Consider the following 16,900-nt stretch of genomic DNA (forward strand, 5'->3'; position numbering starts at 1 on the left):
AGATCCGCCCTGACCGGGAAATTCCGAGGAGCCTGCCATGATGGTCGTCTGTTCCGTTTCCGCACTCGTCCGCACGGCGCTGTTCGTCGTCGTGCTCGCGCTGGTCGCCGGCCTGGCGCTGGCCGGCCCCGCCGAGCCGGCGAGCACGCCCGGGTCCGGCCCGGTCGTCGTGCCCACGGCCACCGCGGAACCCGTCACGCACTGAGGGCCGTCACGCCCCCAGGTGCTCGACCAGCCTGGCCAGCTGGTCGGCGTACCGCCGGACGAACTCGGGCGAATCGCCGTCGGTCCCGGTCAGCCCGGCCACCACGTGCGGCAGCGACACCGGAGCCATCGCCGCCGCCATCAGCAGCACCGTCAGGCACTCCGGGTCGACCCAGTCCGGCAGGCGGCCCGCGGCCCGGAGCGCGCCGATCCGCTCCACCGTCCCCGCCAGGCGCTGCGCGCGGGGCCCGTGGTCCGGGTCGGTGTCCGGACCGTCGTACTCCAGGCCCGACCACGCCAGCAACCGGACGCCGTCGCGGCCGGCGAGGGACTCGAGCGCCATCCGCCGCACCTGTTCGGACAGCGGGAGGTCCGGCGCCATCAGCTCGCTCTGCCGCTCGCCCCAGCCGTCCGACATCGCGCGGTACAGGCCTTCTTTGCCGTCGAAGTAGTACGAGATCAGCTGCTGGTTCACTCCGGCCCGGGCGGCGATCGCCGCGATGCGCGCCCCGGCGTAGCCCTTCGCCGCGAACTCCGCGGCCGCCGCTTCCAGGATCAGCCGGCGGGTGCGCTCCGGATCCCGTTGGCGCTCCTGGGGCTTCGGCGAACGACGGGGCTTCGACGCGGTCACGCCGAGACTATACGTCAACCAATCGCTTGACTCTGTCGAACAGACGGTTGAGGCAGCGCCACGGCCAGGACGAGGGCCAGCGCGAGGATCCCGGCGCCGACCACGAGCGCGCTCGTGGTCGCGGCGGCGGAGCCACTGTCCAACCGGGTGAAGAAAACCGTGCCGAACAACGCGATCCCGGTCGCCGTGCCGAGCTGGCCGGTGGTGTTCACGATGCCGGAGGCCGCACCGGCCTGCTCGGGCCGGATCCCCGCCATCGAGGCGGCGAACAGCGAGTTCAGCACCGCGCCCATGCCGAGCCCGACGGCGATCACGGGTACCAGCAGGGCCCACCCGCTCAACGCGGAGTCCAATTGCCACACCAGGACCGCGAGCAGCACCAGCCCGGCCGGCAACACGGCGACCCCGCCCGCGGTGACCGCCCGCCCGTGCTTCGGGGCCAGGCGCATGGCCAGGACGTTGCCCGCGACGATGCCGAGCGTCGACGGCGCGAACGTCAAAGCCGCTTCCCACGGCGTGAAGCCAAGTCCGAGCTGCAGGTGCAGGGTCAGCACGAAGAAGACGCCGACCCCGGTACCGACGCAGAGCAGGACGGCCTGGCTGCCGGCGACCTGCCGGAGCAGGTCCGGCGGGAGCAGCGGCTCCCCGCCGCGGCGGAACTGGCGCCGCTGGTGCCACGCGAACCCGCCGAAGAGCGGAACCGCGGCCGCGAGCAGCACGATCGACCAGGACGGCCAGCCGAGCTCGCGCCCCTGCACCAGCGGGTAGAACACCGCGAACAGCGCGGCGGTCAGCAGCGCCAGTCCGACGGGGTCCATGCGGTGCCGGGCGAACCCCGGCCGGCCCGGCATGGTGACCAGGGCACCGGCCAGCGCGAGCACGCCGACGGGCAGGTTCACCAGGAAGATCGCCCGCCAGCCGGTGCCGAACAGGTCCGCCTCGGTCAAGGCGCCGCCCAGCAGCGGCCCGGCGAGCCCGCCGACCGGGAATGCGGCGGCGTACCAGGCCATCGCCTTCGGCCGCTCGCGCTCGTCGAACTCGGCGTGGACGAACGAGAGCACCTGCGGCACCATCAGCCCGGATCCGACGCCCTGCACCACGCGCGCGGCGATCAGCACGCCGACCTGCCCGGCGAACCCGGCGGCGAGCGAAGCGGCCGTGAACACGAGCATGCCCGCCACGAACAGCTTCTTCGGCCCGTGGCGGTCGCCCAGCCGCCCGCCGGTGATCAGCGTGAGCGCGAAGCCCAGCGAGTACCCGGCCGAGATCCACTGCAGCGCGGAGTCGCCGGTGCCGAGCTCCCGCCGGATGGACGGCAGCGCCACCGCGACGATCTGGTTGTCGATCATGTCCACCAGCACCGCGAGCACGGCGACCGCCAGTGCCCACCACCTGAGCGCGTGTTTCCCCACGACGGACCCCTCCTCGGCGACGACTGTGACGCAGCCATCGTCAACCAGCCGGAAGACTCTGTCAACTAAACGTTTGATTCAGTCCGGTGGGCGTTGGAGAGGTGTCGGTCAGCCTTCGAGCACCTCCCGCAGCTTCTTGGCGAACGCCTCCGGCTGGCCGGCATAGCCGAACTCGCCACCGAGGAAACCGCCGTGGTGGCTCGGGAACACCGTTGCCGCCTGGCCGAGCAGCGCGGCCGTGCCGATCGCGGCGCGGCCGGTGAACACCTCCCGCGACTCCTCGCCGACGGCGACCACGATCCGCGTCGGCGCCGCCGCCAGTGCTTCGACGTCGAGCCGGTAGGCGGACACGCCGAGGGAGCGGTCGGTCAGCAACGGGTCGTCGCGGCGGCCGTCGTCTTCGGTGGGCAGCCCGAACTGCGCCGGGTCCGCCGGCGGGAGCGCGAAGTAGGCGTCGGTGAACTCGCCCTGCCACGACGTCAGCGCGATGAACGCCGCCATCCCGGCACCGAAGCCCTTGGCCTGGTAGGCATCCCGCATCGCTTGGCTGGCGCGCTCGGCCGCGGCGGCGTCCGGCAACGCCCCGAGGAGCGGCGGCTCGTGGGCCACGAACGTGCTCACGTCCGCCGGGTGCGCGGTGACCAGCGCAAACCCGGCGACCGCCCCGCCGCTGCTCCCGAACACCTCGACGGGACCGGCGCCCAGCGCCTGGATGACGGCGTGGATGTCCTCCGCCTGCACGGACGGCACGTGGTCCTCGCGCCCGTCCTTGCGGACGCTGCGCCCGAGCCCGCGCGGGTCGTAGGTGACGACGGTCCGGTCGGCGAAGTGCCCCGACAGCGAACCGAACCCCTCGGCGGTCATCGGCTGCCCGATCATGAGCAGTGGTGGCCGCGGGCTCTCGGCGGGCGCCGGGCCGTGGACGTCGTAGACGATGTCGGCTTCCGGTGTTTCCAGTGTGTGCGTGGTGACCATGGTTCCTCCCCGGTCGGGTCTCCTGCGGAGGCTAGACCGGGGCACCGACAGTTTTGACCGCTCTGGAGCCCCCGGCAGGAGTCGAACCTGCGACCTGCGGCTCCGGAAGCCGCCGCTCTGTCCACTGAGCCACGGGGGCGCACCCGCGTCGCCCGCATTGTCGCGGCCGAGACGAGCGCAGGGAAAAACGGCACCGGCGGAAGGAGTCGAACCCTCGGGTCGCGGTTTTGGAGACCGCGCCGCTTCCGAAGCACGCCGATCGGGAATTGCGAGCACGCGAAAGAAGAAAGCCGCCCGAATCGGTTTCCCGATGGGCGGCTTTCGTGCCTTGACGAGGACTACGTCAGGTCCGAAAGCCCGGAAGGTGCTGCCACCGCAGGTGAGCGGCCACGGCGGCGTGCCGTACCTCTCGCGTCCACCTGCGCGTCATGACCACTCCCAAGGTTTGTTTCGTGTGGACCCACTATTGCGCACATACCGCGTCCGGTCAACGCATTTACCGGAATTCAGCAGTCGTAGGGCTTCTCTTCCAGGAGCCGGATCTGAAACCCCTCCCACAGGTCGGGAACGGTCGCCCGCGCCCGCAGCGTGCCGTCGCCCCCGATGTCGGCCGAGACGTAGCGCCCGTTCACCGCGGAGGTGATGTTGACGTCGGCGGTCTGGCTGTCGACGTCGTGGTAGGTGAAGATGCGGAACTGCTCCCAGGTGTCCCGCACGGCGGCCCGCGCGTACAGGGTCCCGTCGCCGCCGATGTCGGCGGAGACGTACTTCCGCTCCACGAGGTTGTAAAGGGTGTAGTCGTAACCCTGGCCGCGCAGGAGGAAGGCCTCCCACAGGTCGCGGTTGCTGCTCCGGGCCCGCAGCCGCCGATCACCCCCACCGAGCTCGGCGGCCACCCAGTAGTAGCTGGCGTTGGACCGCAGGTACACGGTCCGGCAGTTCGGGCGCCCCGGATCCGTGTGCCACGGAGCGGCGAACGGCACCGCGGACGCGGCGGACACCCCCGTGACAGCCGTGGTCAGCGTGAGCACCACAGTGGCCAGAGCGAATTTGGTCGGCTTTCCCATCCGGTCCCCCTCGGTCGTCCAGGAGACTCCGACGTTAGAGGCGGGAACCGGTTCGAAGCCGACCGCGGCTCACCTGCGGAAACCGCGGTCGCCACCGGCAAGATTGCCGCTCGCCCCCGGCGGGATCGCCGCGGCACCACTTCGGAGCCGGCACCGCATCGCAGTCCGGCCCTCCACAGGGAGAAAGCGGAAATAGCGGCTATCGAAGGCCGTCGTCAAGACCGCCGGATGAGACGGGAACCGAGACGGAAGACGACCAGGGAGTTCCGAAGAACGGAGACCCCTGGTCGGAGCTGAGCCGCCAAGGGGGCTCGAACCCCTGACCTTCTGTTTACAAGACAGATGCTCTACCAGCTGAGCTATAGCGGCCTGGCGCCAAGACGCCGCTCACAGTGTACCGAGCCGCCTCCCATGATCGGCTGGGGAGGCAAGATCAGCAGGTCCAGGCCACTATGGAGCGACGTGGTGGACGCCACTCCATGATCCGTGCAACGGTCGGTGGGTGGCCGTCGATGGTCTTCGAGGAACGAGCGAGGAGGTGGATGGATCATGAAGATCAGCGAGCGCACCAACGGGGGCCAGGCGACCAGATGGCCGCTGCTCGAACCCCCCGCGCAACGACCCCGGGTCCACCGCCCCAACCTGCTCAAGCGGCGGCCGTGGCACGTTCTCGAAGCGCCCACCGGTGAGCTGCCCGCCGTTGACGCCGATGAGGCCATGGGCCCGCAGCTGCCCGACGAAGCCACCGTCAACTTCGTGCTCGACCTCTCCCTGCGCATCGGCGAGGTCCAGATGGCCAGCGGCGCCGGCGCCTCCGACGTCACCGCCACGATCATCGCCATCGCCGGGGCGCTCGGGCTGCCGCACTGCGAGGTCGACGTCATCTTCACGTCGATCACCGTCACCTGCCACCGCGGCACCGACCTGACGCCCATCACCGCGCTGCGCGTCGTGCGGAGCCGCAGCCTCGACTACACGCGGCTGACCGAGACCGAGAAGCTCGTCCGCCGGATCGTGCGCGGGCACATGGGCGCCGAGCAGGCGCAGACCGAGCTGGAGCGGATCACCTCCGCGCCGCACCCGTACCCGCGCTGGGTCGCGACGCTGTCCTGGGGCGGGGTCGCCGCGTTCGTCACCATCCTGCTCGGCGGCGGGTTCGACATCGCGCTCGTCGCCTTCGTCATCAGCGGGGTCATCGACCGGGTCGGGCGGGTGGTGAACCGCTACGGGCTGCCGTTCTTCTTCCAGCAGGTGGTCGGCGGCCTGGTCGCGACGCTGTCGGCCATGGTCATCGTCAGCAGCAACGTCCTCACCACCGACAAGCCGACGCTGGTCGTCGCGGCCGCGGTCACCGTGCTGCTGTCCGGGCTGTCCACCGTCTCGGCCGTGCAGGACGCCATCACCGGCTACAACGTCACCGCCGCCGGCCGCACCATGGAGACCGCGCTGATGTCCGCGGGCCTGATCGCCGGTGTCGTGCTCGCCCTGCGGATCGCCGTCATGCTCGGCCTGCCGCGCACGCCGCTGCCCGAGGTGCCCGGGTCGACGCCGCAGCAGCTGCCGCTCGTCGTGCTCGGCGGGGCCGGCGCCGCCGCCTGCTTCGCGCTCGCGAGCTACTCCAAGATGCGCGCCATGCTGGTCGCCGCGGCCGCGGGCGGGATCGGCGCCGCCGTCTACGGCTCCCTCACGCTGGCCAAGCTGGACGGCGTCAGCTCGTCCGCGGTGGCCGCGACGCTGGTCGGGTTCTGCGGTGGCGTGCTCGCGCGGCGGCTCGGCGTTACTCCACTGGTGGTCGCCGTGTCCGGGATCACTCCGCTGCTTCCCGGCCTGTCGACCTACCGTGGTCTGTATCAGATCGGCGTCGAGCCCAGCGGCAACATCTCCACGCTCATGACGGCCGTCGCAATCGGGCTTGCCCTGGCAGCGGGCGTGGTACTCGGGGAATGGCTGGCCCAGCCGGTGCGTACCGGACTGGGCCGGCTCGAGCGGCGGTTCGCCGGACCACGGATGGCTGGTCCGCTCGAACCGACCGAACGGAGCTTGGAGTAACACCGCGGTCACCGAATGTTCATCGCTCACGCGATAGGGTTTCACTCTGGGGCCGCGACCCAGACGCGAGGAGCAGGCGACGTGAGTGACCAGAAGGAGAACGGGAACCAGGCCGATTTCGTCGTGGTGGCGAACCGGCTACCGGTGGACCTCGAACGCACCTCCGAGGGCGAACGCCGGTGGACGGCCAGCCCCGGCGGGCTGGTGTCGGCGCTGGAGCCGTTCCTGCGGTCGAGGAAGGGCGCCTGGGTCGGCTGGCCCGGCGTGCCCGACGTCGACGTCGAGGAGTTCGACGACGACGGGCTCGTGCTGCACCCGGTTTCGTTGAGCGCCGACGAAGTCCGCGACTACTACGAAGGTTTCTCCAACGCGACGCTCTGGCCGCTCTACCACGACGTCGTCGAGCGCCCGGTGTTCGACCGCGCGTGGTGGAACAGCTACGTCAAGGTGAACCGCCGGTTCGCCCAGGCCAGCGCCGAGGTCGCCGCCCAGGGCGCGACCGTGTGGATCCAGGACTACCAGCTGCAGCTGGTGCCGGCCATGCTGCGCGAGCTCAGACCGGACCTGCGCATCGGCTTCTTCCTGCACATCCCGTTCCCGCCGGTCGAGCTGTTCATGCAGATGCCGTGGCGCGCCGCGATCATCCGCGGCCTGACCGGCGCCGACCTGGTCGGCTTCCACCGCCCCGGCGGGGCGCAGAACTTCCTCTGGCTGTGCCGCCAGCTGATCGGCCTCGAGTCGACGCGCGGTGCGGTCGGCGTCCGGTCGCGGCCGGGCACCATGCAGGTCGGCGACCGGACCGTGCGGGTGGGCGCGTTCCCCATCTCCATCGACGCCGCCGGCCTCGACTCCCTCGCCCGCACCAAGGGCGTCCAGGAGCGCGCCGCCCAGCTGCGGCGCGACCTCGGCAACCCCAAGACCGTCCTGCTCGGGGTCGACCGGCTCGACTACACCAAGGGCATCGACCTGCGGCTGCAGGCGCTGCACGAGCTGCTGCACGAGGGCAGGCTGCAGCCGGACGACGTCACGTTCGTCCAGCTCGCCACCCCGAGCCGCGAGCGCGTCGAGCACTACCAGCGGATGCGCGGCGAGATCGAGCAGATGGTCGGGCGGATCAACGGCGAGTTCGCCCGGGTGGGCCACCCGGTCGTGCACTATTTGCACCAGTCCGTGGACCGCACCGAACTGGCCGGCTTCTTCTCCGCTGCCGATGTCATGGTGGTGACCCCGCTGCGCGACGGCATGAACCTGGTCTGCAAGGAGTACGTCGCCGCGCGGCACGATCTGGGCGGAGCGCTGGTGCTTTCCGAGTTCGCGGGCGCGGCCGCGGAGCTCTCTAGCGCATTCCTCGTGAACCCCCACGACCTGGACGGGGTGAAGGACGCACTAGTGGCTGCCATTACCCTCGACCCGGCAGAGGGCCGTCGCCGGATGCGCGCCATGCGTCGCCAGGTCCTCACGCACGATGTCGATCGTTGGGCGCGCTCATTCCTACAGGCCTTGGGTGCTGAAGCGGTCGATTAACCGAACGACCCGCACGAGCTCCTGAGGAGGAGTGTTGACTGCCGAGGCCCTGCCCGCCGAGCTGCGGCGCGCGATCGTCCAGATCGCTCGCACGCCGCGCCTGCTGGTCGCTTGCGACTATGACGGCACGCTGGCACCCATCACCCTCAACCCCGACGAGGCACGCCCGTTGCCGGAGTCCGTCGGGGCCCTCAGATCGCTCGCCGGTCTGCACGAGACCACCACGGCGGTCATCTCCGGCCGGGCGCTCCGCGACCTGGCCACGCTCTCGCGGCTGCCGGCCGAGGTGAACCTCGTCGGCAGCCACGGCTCGGAGTTCGACATCGGCTTCATCCACGCCCTCGACGAGCAGGCGCGGCAGCTGCACCGGCGGCTGGAGTCCGAGCTCGAACAACTCGTGCTGGACGTCCCGGGCGTGTCGCTGGAGGTCAAGCCGGCGAGCATCGCGGTGCACGTCCGCCGAGCCGAGCACGAAGCGGGCCGCCGGGTGCTCGCGGCCGTCCACTCCGGGCCGTCGACGTGGGAAGGCGTCTCGACCACCGACGGCAAGGAGGTGGTCGAGCTGGCGGTCGTCCAAACGGACAAAGGCCGCGCACTGGACATCCTGCGCCACCAGGTGGGCGCCACGGCGGCGATCTTCCTCGGCGACGACGTCACCGACGAGAAGGCCTTCGCCCGGCTGTCCGGCCCCGACCTGGGCATCAAGGTCGGCGATGGCGAGACGCTCGCCGCGTTCCGGGTGCCCGACACCGTGGACGTCGCCCTGGTACTCGGCTTCCTCCTCGAGGAGCGCCGCAACTGGCTCTACGGCGAGTCGGCCCCGCCGATCGAACGCCTGTCGCTGCTGGCGAACGAACGCTCGGTCGCGCTGCTGACGCCGGACGCCAAGCTGACCTGGCTGTGCCACCCCGGGCCGGACGCGCCCGCGGTGTTCGCCGACCTGCTCGGCGGCGAGGGTGCCGGCCACTTCTCCATCAAGCCGCACCGCAACGGCCTCCCGCTCGGCCAGCGCTACCTGCCGAACACGATGACGGTCGAAACGCGCTGGTCGCGCCTGCTCGTCACCGACTACCTCGAGCCGGAAAGCGCGCCGCACCGCACGGACCTGGTGCGGGTGATCTCGGGCGAGGCGGCGGCGAGCGTCAAGTTCGCGCCGCGGCCGGAGTTCGGCGGCGTGCCGGTGAAGCTGGAGATCGTCGAAAACGGCGTGCGGGTGCTCGGCACGTCGGAGCCGTTCGTGCTGTACTCGCCGGGCGTCGAGTGGACCATCACCTCCGACGGCCTGCACGACACCGCGTCCGCGCTGGTGCAGCCGACGCCGACCCAGCCGGTCGTGCTGGAGCTGCGCTGCGGCACCACGGACCTCGGCCCGCACGAACTGTCCGAAGTGGAACGCCGGGACCGCGCGGGCCGCTACTGGAGCGAGTGGACGTCGAAGCTGCAGCTCCCGACCGTGCAGACCGACCTGGTGCTGCGCTCGGCGCTGACGCTGCGCGGCCTGGTCAACACCGACACCGGCGGCGTCCTGGCGGCGGCGACGTCGTCGCTGCCGGAGGAGATCGGCGGGGTCCGCAACTGGGACTACCGCTACTGCTGGATCCGCGACGCCGCGATGACCGTGCGGGAGCTCGTGCACCTGGGCTCGATCGAGGAAGCCGAAGGCTACCTGCGGTGGCTGCACGGCGTGCTCGCCACGCTGGCCGGCCCGGAGCGGCTGCACCCGCTGTACACCCTCGCCGGCAGCGTCATCGGCGCCGAAGCGGTCATCGAGTCGCTGCCCGGTTATGCCGGTTCGCGCCCGGTTCGCGTCGGCAACCTGGCGAACCACCAGGTGCAGCTGGACGTCTTCGGCCCGGTCGTCGAGCTCGTGCAGACGCTCGCGGCGGCACGCCACGAGCTGCGCGACGAGGACTGGCAGATGGTCCGCGCGATGGCGGAAGCCGTGACGCGGCGCTGGAACGAGCCGGACCACGGGATCTGGGAGGAGCGGCACGTGCCGCGCCACCGGGTCTACTCCCGGGTGATGTGCTGGGTGACGATCGACCGCGCGATCAAGCTGGGCGAGCAGTACGGCCGGGAGATCCCGGGCAACTGGCACGGCCTGCGCGAGGAGATCAAGACCGACGTCCTCACGCACGGCTGGAACGACGAGGTCCAGGCCTTCACCACGGCCTACGACGGCACGGACCTCGACGCGGCCTCGCTGTTCGTCGGGCTCACCGGGCTGATCGACCCGGCCGACGAGCGCTTCCAGCAGACGGTGACCGCGATCGAGGCGGAGCTGCGCAGCGGGTCCACTGTGTACCGTTACCGCCGCGACGACGGCCTGCCGGGCGGCGAAGGCGGCTTCCACATCTGCGCGGCGTGGCTGATCGAGGCGTACCTGCTCACCGGGCGGCGCACCGAGGCGCAGGAGCTGTTCGACCAGATCGTCGCGGCGGCCGGCCCGACCGGCCTGCTGCCGGAGCAGTACGACCCGATCGCGGAACGGTCGCTGGGCAACCACCCGCAGGCCTATTCCCACATCGGGCTCATCCGGTGCGCCAACTTGCTGGCGGCGAGTTAGCCCTTTCGGTCCGAAAGCCCCTGAAGGCCACCATGACGGCACCGAGTGCCCTTATGGTGGCCTTCAGTGCGTGCTGGAGGTGAGACCGGTGCAGGGGACGTTCGGACAGGTCGAGTTCGTGCCGCTGCCGGCCCGCTTCGCCGACCGGGTGCGCTGGGGCTCGGTGGTCGTCGGCTGCTCGATGATCGCCGGGATGGTGCTGCTGTTCGGGCTGACGACGTTCCTGCAGGGCGTCGTGCACGGCCACGCGTTCCCCGACACGCTGCTCGGCAAGGCCGCCGCGGTGCTGCCGCCGCTGGGCGTGCTGGCGATCGCGGTGCTGGTGCTGACGTGCCGCCGCTGCCTCCGCGGCGACTACCTGGTGGTGGCCAGCGCCGGCGCGACCCGCAGTGCGCTGCTGTGGGCGTACGTCCTGACGCTGGTGCTGATCTTCGGCTCCTTCGCGGTGCCGATCGTCTTCCGGGTGTGGCGCGACACCCCGGACCTGCAGGCACCCGACCTGCTGACGACGTTCTCGACGCTCGCCTTCGCGACCACGGGTTTCCTGGCCGGGATGTGCTACGTGCGGCCGTCCGTGCAGACGCTGCGGAAGTACAGCGACCACCCGATCTGGTGAGTCCACTTTAGACAAGCAAGCTCCGCCGGACGGCCGCTCGGGCACCGGTGCGCGCGGAGTTGCAGAGATTTCTTTGCACAATCTTCTTTGCACGGCTACGGTGGAGCCATGACCAGCGCTCCACCACCGGAAGAGCTCGATCCGGACACCCTCAAGGCCGTCACGCACCCGCTGCGCCGCCGCATCCTCGGCGTGTTGTCGGCGGGCCCGGCGACGGCCACGAAGCTCGCCAAGGCACTGGGCGAGAACACCGGCGCGACCAGCTACCACCTGCGGGAGCTGGCCCGCTTCGGGTTCGTCGAGGACGTCCCGGAGCTCGCGCGGGGCAAGGAACGGTGGTGGCGGACGCGGCCACGGGACATCCGCTGGCCGCGCCGCAGCTCGCAGAGCGCCGAATCCCGGGTGCTGTTCGACGACATGCAGCGGCAGGGGTTCGAGGACGACCTCGAACGGCTCAACCGGTTCGCGGAAGCGCGCGAAGAACTGCCCGGCGACTGGCCGGACGCGCTGCTCCACGCGCGTGGCGGCACGTGGCTCACCACGGAGGAGCTCAAGCAGTTCTGGGACGACTACATGGAGCTGTTCCGCCGGTACTGGCGGAGCGAGGACGACCGGTCACCGGAAGCGCGGCGCGTGCTCGTGCGCTGGCTCGCGTTCCCGGATCCAGGGGAATGACATGACACCAGGGGGATTTCCATGCGAAGAGGGGCTCTACTGGCCGGGGTGATCCTGGCGGTCACCGCGCTCGCGCCACCGGCGTCGGCCGCGGACGTGACCAACGACGAAGTGACGTTCCAAAACGGCGGCGTGACCTTGCACGGCACCGTCGTCGCCCCACCCGGCGGGTCGAAGCTGCCGGGTCTGGTGATGGTCCACGGCTCGGGGGCGCACAGCCGGGACGACTACCGGGACCAAGCCGAATCCTTTGCGCGGCAAGGCATCGCCACGCTCATCTACGACAAGCGCACCGACGGCTATTCGCAGCTCGAACGCAGCTACTCGACGCTCGCGGACGACGCGCTGGCCGCGGTTTCCGCCCTGCGCAGGCGATCCGACGTCGATCCGGCGCGGGTCGGCGTCTGGGGGTTGAGCGAAGGCGGCTGGGTGGCGCCACTGGCGGCCTCGCGTTCGTCGGACGTCGCTTTCGTGGTGACACTGGGCGCGAACGGCGTCGAGCCGGCGCAGCAGCAGTCGTGGGCGGTCGAGAACCAGTTGCGGCGGCTGGGAATGGACGGCTCGCTCGTGCGGATGGCGTCGTCGACGATGCTGCGCCAGCTCGCCGGCGGCGGGGTCTTCCCGGAAGCGCACTACGACCCCGTGCCGGTGCTGAGGAGCCTGCGTCAGCCGGTGCTCGGGATCTGGGGCGCGAAGGACATCCTGACCCCGCCGGGAGAAGCGGTCCGGATCTTCCGGGAATCGGTGGCGCACCGGACGTTGCGGGTCTTCCCGGACGCGCAGCACCAGCTGCGCCGGACCACGGACGGCTTCGACAAGCTGCCCGGGTACGCGCCCGGCTACCTCGAACTGGTCGGCAGCTGGGTGAAGAACCCGCCGAGCGCGTCGACGGCCGACGCACCACCGGCGCAGGACCGGCCGAGCAACGCCGTGACGCCGCTCGCCTGGTACGAGTCGACCTGGCTGCAGCTCGCGGTGCCGGCGTTCCTGCTGGTGGCGTTCGCCTGGTACCCGCTGGTCCGGCGCGGTCCCGCGGCCAGGGCGGCCCGCTGGCTGTCGGCGACCGGGCTGCTCGCCGTGCTCGGGTTCCTGGTCCTCGACGTCGTGATCCAGACGACCATGGGCAAGGGGCTGGGCCCGGTCGTCGCCGGCCGGCCGCTGCCGTGGCCGGCGCTGCAACTGCTGTCGCTGGGCACGGTGGCCGCTACCATCGGCACGGCGGTGGCGTGGTGGCGGCACCGCGGCCCCCGGCTCGGCGTCCTGCTCGCCGGCGGCGTGGTGTTCGTCCCGTGGGCGGTCTATTGGGGACTGCTGGGCGTCTAGGCGGAGTACCCCTTCGGCGGGATCAGCGTCGCGAGCTGGTTGAAGGTCAGCCAGTAGATCTGGTTCCCGCCGAAGCTCGCCGGGTCGGCGATCTTGACCGTCATGTCGGAGCTGTCGTAGCCGATGACGGTGAAGTAGTGGTAGATCGTGTAGTTCGGGTAGCCCGGCGGGTGGTTGTTCGCGGGCGCGACGATGTTGGCGACGATCGGGTAGCCGTTGTCGATGTCCAGCACGATGTCCCGCCAGAGCAGATCGCGCTGGGCCTGGGTCGGCGGGTCGTTCGGCATCTCCTTGGTCTCGTACCAGGAGGTGCCGAGGTCGGCGTTCAGGACGCCGGTGACCTGCCCGATCCAGTCGGTGCCGTTGGTGGTGGTGCCGAGCTGGGCGGCCAGGGTGCCCTGGCTCGGCAGGTTCGACGTGCGCGCGGACATGGCGATCCGCGTCGCGGCCGGCCCGCACCAGTACCCGGTTTCCTGGACCTGGTACTGGATGTTCAGAACGGCTTCGGTGGTGGCTTGGGCCACGGCGGGCAGGGCGACGAGTCCCATGGCGGCCACGAGCGTGACGAAGCCCAGGCGGAATCTGCGCATGACAATCCTTCCCCAGTTCGGGCGCCGGTTGGCCAGCGCCACACTTTGGGATGATCACGGCAATACCTGACTCTTGTCCCTCACCCGCACCCGTACGGCGCACGACGAAGGTAGGTTCTCGAGGGGGTTCCGGGCGGCGAAGCCCGGCATGGCGCGGTTCGGCCGTGAACGCTCGCGGGCACTGCGGGCAACTGGGGGCATGCAGGTGATCCACGAGGGCTCGGAGCTCTGGGGGCACGACCGCCCGGACCTGGGCGGACCCGAGCCCGGGCCGGCGTTCGGGCAGCTCTTCGACGCCCACGCCGCCCAGCTGCGGCGGTACCTGGCCCGCCGCGTCGGGGTCGAACCGGCGAACGACCTCGTCGCCGAGACCTTCCTGGTCGCGCTGCGGCGGCGGGAGACCTACCGGCCCGAGCTGGGCACCGCCCGGTCGTGGCTCTACGGCATCGCCACCAACCTGCTGCGCCACCACGTCCGGTCCGAGCTGCGCGGGCTGCAGGCCACCGCGCGGCTCGCCCGGACCGGCGAAGCCAGCCACGCGGGGCACGACGGCCGCGTCGCCGAACAAGTCGACGCCCAGGTGCGGGCCGCGCAGCTGGCCGGCGCGCTGGCCCGGCTCAGCCCGGCCGACCGCGACACGCTGCTGCTCGTGTCGTGGGCCGGGCTGGAACCGGCCGAGGTCGCCGAAGCCCTCGGCATCCCGCCGGGTACCGTCCGGTCCCGGTTGCACCGGATCAGGCGCTGGCTCAGGACGAACGCCCCGGCCCAAGAGGAGGTGCAGGACCTTGCGTGAAGACAACGTCCGGAAGATCTGGTCCGAAGCCGAACTCGACGCGGCGCTCACGGACCTGCACGGCGACGTCGAAGAAGAGGACGAGGGGCTGGCTTTCGCCCGCGCGTCCCTGCTCGCCGCAGCCGGTGTCGAGGAGGCGCCGCCCGCCGAGCCGCGGCGGGCCGGGGCGTGGCGGTGGCTGGCCGTGGCCGCGGCCGTCGTCACCCTGGTCGGCGGGCTGGGCGTCGCCGCCGCCGTGTGGACGCCGGACGCACCGGAGCCGTCACGGCCCGCCGTCTCGCTCCCCGACCTCGACCGGCCGCTCACGCCCGGCGAGTTCCGCTACGCGCAGAAGCTCACTTGGGTGCCGGAGGTCGTCTACGGGCTGCCCGCCTGGGCCCAGCAGAAGGTGGAGCTGTGGATTCCCGCCGACCCCACCGGTACCTGGCACCGGCGCACGAGGTGGACGGGCGTCGTGCAGGGCCTCGGCCCGGCGCAGCAGAAGGACGTCCAGGTGAACTTGACGCCCAAGGACGAATTCGCCCAGGGCGGCGCGTTCCCCGCCGACGGGCGGTCCGACGTGGTCCAGCCGCACTGGAGCCCGTCCCAGCAGAAGTGGCTGCAACCCGACGCCGCCTTCGTCGCCTCGCTGGCCCACGATCAGGTCGCGCTGAGAAAACGGCTGATGTTCGACACCGCCGGCTCCGGCGGGAACATCCGGGTGTACACCCCCACCGAGTCGCTCGCCATGGTGCGCAGCGTGCTGGAGCTGGGCCTGGCGCCCAAGGACATCCGGTTCGCACTGGCCGAGGCCCTCGGCGGCGTGCCCTCCGCGTACGTGGCGTCGGGCCACACCCCGGACGGGCGGTCCGCCATGGTCCTCGGTGTCAAGGACTCGGGCCAGCGGCTGTACCTCGACCCGTCGACGGCTCAGCTGCTGGCCTGGGAGGCGGCCCAGCCCGTCCCGGCGGTCACCCGCTCCAACGAACCGCCGCTGACCACCGGCTATCCGGCGCCGCGGAGCACCCCGGTCTCCCCGCAGACCACGACCCGGCAGAAACCGGACCCCGCCGGGCCGGTGACGGTGTACTCCTTCGCCATCACGCAGACCTCGGGGTGATCAGCGCGCGTGGCCGGCCGCGTTGAGCGCGTCCGCCACGTTCGCCACCTCCAGCACCCGGATCCCGGCGGGCGGCTTGCCCGAGTCCGGCGGGACCAGCGCGTGGGTGAACCCGAGCCGGGCCGCCTCCGCCAGGCGGCGACCCACGCTCGGCACGCGCCGGATCTCGCCGGCCAGCCCGACCTCGCCCACCGAAACGAGCCGCGGCGAAAGGGCCACGTCTTCGAAGCTCGACGTCAGCGCCAGCACCAGCGCCAGGTCGATGCCCGGTTCGGTGATCTTCATGCCGCCGACGGTGGCCGCGTAGACGTCCTTGTCGCCGAGCTTCAGCCCGCCGCGCTTCTCCAGCACCGCCAGTACCATCGCCACCCGCGCGGAGTCGAGGCCGCTGACCGCGCGCCGCGGCTGCGGGGCCGCCGTCGCCGACACCAGCGCCTGGACCTCACCCAGCAGCGGCCGCTTGCCCTCCAGCGAGACCGTGATCGCCGTGCCGGACACCGGCTCGGCCGTGCGGCTCATGAACAGCCCCGACGGGTCCGGCACCCCGACGATGCCTTCTTCCTGCAGCTCGAAGCAGCCGATCTCGTCGGCGGCGCCGAACCGGTTCTTGATGCCGCGGACCATCCGCAGTGTCGAGTGCTTGTCGCCCTCGAACTGCAGCACGACGTCCACCAGGTGCTCCAGCACGCGCGGGCCGGCCACCGAGCCGTCCTTCGTGACGTGCCCCACCAGCACCACCGGCAGCCCGCGTTCCTTGGCCAGCGCGACCAGCCCGGACGTCACCGCGCGGACCTGGGTCACGCCGCCGGGCGAGCCGTCGACCTGCGGGGACGCCATGGTCTGCACCGAGTCGACGATCAGCACGCCCGGCTTGACGTCGTCGACGTGGCCGAGGATGGCCGAGAGGTCGCTCTCGGCGGCCAAGTACATCCGGTCGTGGACGTTGCCCGTTCGCTCGGCGCGCAACCGGACCTGGCCCGCGGACTCCTCGCCGGTGACGTAGAGGGACCGGTCGACCGTCTTCGCCCACTGGTAGGCGACCTCGAGCAGCAGTGTCGACTTGCCGACCCCCGGCTCACCCGCGAGCAGCACCACGGCACCCGGCACCAGGCCGCCGCCGAGCACCCGGTCGAGCTCCGGGACGCCGGTGCGGCGGGCGCGGGCGGCTTCGACGTCGACCTCGCCGATCGGCCGAGCGGGTGCGCTCGGCGCCCCGGCGGCGACGCGCTGGATGGCCGGCTTGACCGGCGCCCCGCGCTCCTCGAAGGAGCCCCATTCCTGGCACTCCGGACACCGGCCCAGCCACTTGGCCGCTTCGTACCCGCAGCTGCCGCAGCGGTAGGTGGTCCCTTTCTTCACCCCGCGAGGCTATCGGC

At 71.4% G+C, this 16,900-nt stretch carries 15 protein-coding genes and 3 tRNA genes; 9 read left to right on the forward strand and 9 right to left on the reverse strand.

Features of this window, described 5'->3' with window-relative positions:
- The first annotated feature begins 37 nt into the window (after positions 1 to 37).
- Positions 38 to 205: a hypothetical protein gene (locus tag ACWEGE_RS18025; protein ID WP_449661590.1), complete on the forward strand. Its 168-nt coding sequence runs from the start codon at positions 38 to 40 to the stop codon at positions 203 to 205.
- Between the two features lie 6 nt (positions 206 to 211).
- Here ACWEGE_RS18025 and ACWEGE_RS18030 read toward each other — a convergent pair whose 3' ends face one another.
- The 7 genes from ACWEGE_RS18030 to ACWEGE_RS18060 form a co-directional block, all read right to left on the reverse strand.
- Complete coding sequence (locus ACWEGE_RS18030; protein WP_449661591.1) at positions 212 to 835, reverse strand: TetR family transcriptional regulator; 624 nt, start codon at positions 833 to 835, stop codon at positions 212 to 214.
- Between the two features lie 14 nt (positions 836 to 849).
- Positions 850 to 2,247, reverse strand: coding sequence for an MFS transporter (locus ACWEGE_RS18035; RefSeq protein WP_449661592.1), 1,398 nt, complete (start codon positions 2,245 to 2,247; stop codon positions 850 to 852).
- A 108-nt stretch (positions 2,248 to 2,355) separates the two neighbouring features.
- Positions 2,356 to 3,222 (reverse strand): alpha/beta fold hydrolase, encoded by an 867-nt coding sequence (locus ACWEGE_RS18040; RefSeq protein ID WP_449661593.1) that lies wholly within the window; start codon positions 3,220 to 3,222, stop codon positions 2,356 to 2,358.
- 63 nt (positions 3,223 to 3,285) lie between these two features.
- Positions 3,286 to 3,361 (reverse strand) — tRNA-Arg (locus ACWEGE_RS18045).
- Between the two features lie 52 nt (positions 3,362 to 3,413).
- Positions 3,414 to 3,482, reverse strand: a tRNA-Trp gene (locus ACWEGE_RS18050).
- Between the two features lie 246 nt (positions 3,483 to 3,728).
- Positions 3,729 to 4,289: a fascin domain-containing protein gene (locus tag ACWEGE_RS18055; RefSeq protein ID WP_449661594.1), complete on the reverse strand. Its 561-nt coding sequence runs from the start codon at positions 4,287 to 4,289 to the stop codon at positions 3,729 to 3,731.
- 296 nt (positions 4,290 to 4,585) lie between these two features.
- Positions 4,586 to 4,658 (reverse strand) — tRNA-Thr (locus tag ACWEGE_RS18060).
- Positions 4,659 to 4,838: 180 nt separating this feature from the next.
- Here ACWEGE_RS18060 and ACWEGE_RS18065 point away from each other — a divergent pair.
- The 6 genes from ACWEGE_RS18065 to ACWEGE_RS18090 all read left to right on the forward strand — a co-directional run bounded on the left by ACWEGE_RS18065 (position 4,839) and on the right by ACWEGE_RS18090 (position 13,042).
- Positions 4,839 to 6,338 (forward strand): threonine/serine ThrE exporter family protein, encoded by a 1,500-nt coding sequence (locus tag ACWEGE_RS18065; RefSeq protein ID WP_449661595.1) that lies wholly within the window; start codon positions 4,839 to 4,841, stop codon positions 6,336 to 6,338.
- 81 nt (positions 6,339 to 6,419) lie between these two features.
- Complete coding sequence (locus tag ACWEGE_RS18070) at positions 6,420 to 7,862, forward strand: alpha,alpha-trehalose-phosphate synthase (UDP-forming) (RefSeq protein WP_176174413.1); 1,443 nt, start codon at positions 6,420 to 6,422, stop codon at positions 7,860 to 7,862.
- Between the two features lie 34 nt (positions 7,863 to 7,896).
- Complete coding sequence (gene otsB, locus ACWEGE_RS18075) at positions 7,897 to 10,428, forward strand: trehalose-phosphatase (RefSeq protein ID WP_449661596.1); 2,532 nt, start codon at positions 7,897 to 7,899, stop codon at positions 10,426 to 10,428.
- Between the two features lie 88 nt (positions 10,429 to 10,516).
- Complete coding sequence (locus ACWEGE_RS18080; RefSeq protein WP_449661597.1) at positions 10,517 to 11,044, forward strand: hypothetical protein; 528 nt, start codon at positions 10,517 to 10,519, stop codon at positions 11,042 to 11,044.
- A gap of 108 nt (positions 11,045 to 11,152) precedes the next feature.
- The gene (locus ACWEGE_RS18085; RefSeq protein ID WP_449661598.1) at positions 11,153 to 11,719 is read left to right on the forward strand and encodes an ArsR/SmtB family transcription factor; all 567 of its coding nucleotides are present in this window, start codon (positions 11,153 to 11,155) and stop codon (positions 11,717 to 11,719) included.
- A 48-nt stretch (positions 11,720 to 11,767) separates the two neighbouring features.
- Positions 11,768 to 13,042: an alpha/beta hydrolase family protein gene (locus ACWEGE_RS18090; protein WP_449661748.1), complete on the forward strand. Its 1,275-nt coding sequence runs from the start codon at positions 11,768 to 11,770 to the stop codon at positions 13,040 to 13,042.
- Here ACWEGE_RS18090 and ACWEGE_RS18095 read toward each other — a convergent pair.
- Positions 13,039 to 13,632: a C39 family peptidase gene (locus tag ACWEGE_RS18095; protein ID WP_449661599.1), complete on the reverse strand. Its 594-nt coding sequence runs from the start codon at positions 13,630 to 13,632 to the stop codon at positions 13,039 to 13,041. The two genes, ACWEGE_RS18090 and ACWEGE_RS18095, sit on opposite strands and share 4 nt — an antisense overlap.
- 199 nt (positions 13,633 to 13,831) lie before the next feature.
- On the opposite strand from ACWEGE_RS18095, the gene ACWEGE_RS18100 reads away from it, so the two are divergent.
- Entirely contained in the window at positions 13,832 to 14,425 is a 594-nt protein-coding gene (locus ACWEGE_RS18100; RefSeq protein ID WP_449661600.1) for an RNA polymerase sigma factor, read from the forward strand.
- Positions 14,418 to 15,524 (forward strand): CU044_5270 family protein, encoded by a 1,107-nt coding sequence (locus ACWEGE_RS18105; RefSeq protein ID WP_449661601.1) that lies wholly within the window; start codon positions 14,418 to 14,420, stop codon positions 15,522 to 15,524. The genes ACWEGE_RS18100 and ACWEGE_RS18105 overlap by 8 nt, the downstream gene beginning before the upstream one ends.
- Here the strand turns inward: ACWEGE_RS18105 and radA are convergent, their stop codons facing one another.
- Positions 15,525 to 16,883, reverse strand: coding sequence for a DNA repair protein RadA (gene radA, locus ACWEGE_RS18110; protein ID WP_449661602.1), 1,359 nt, complete (start codon positions 16,881 to 16,883; stop codon positions 15,525 to 15,527).
- Positions 16,884 to 16,900: the final 17 nt, after the last annotated feature.

Source organism: Amycolatopsis sp. NPDC004747, assembly GCF_053601335.1.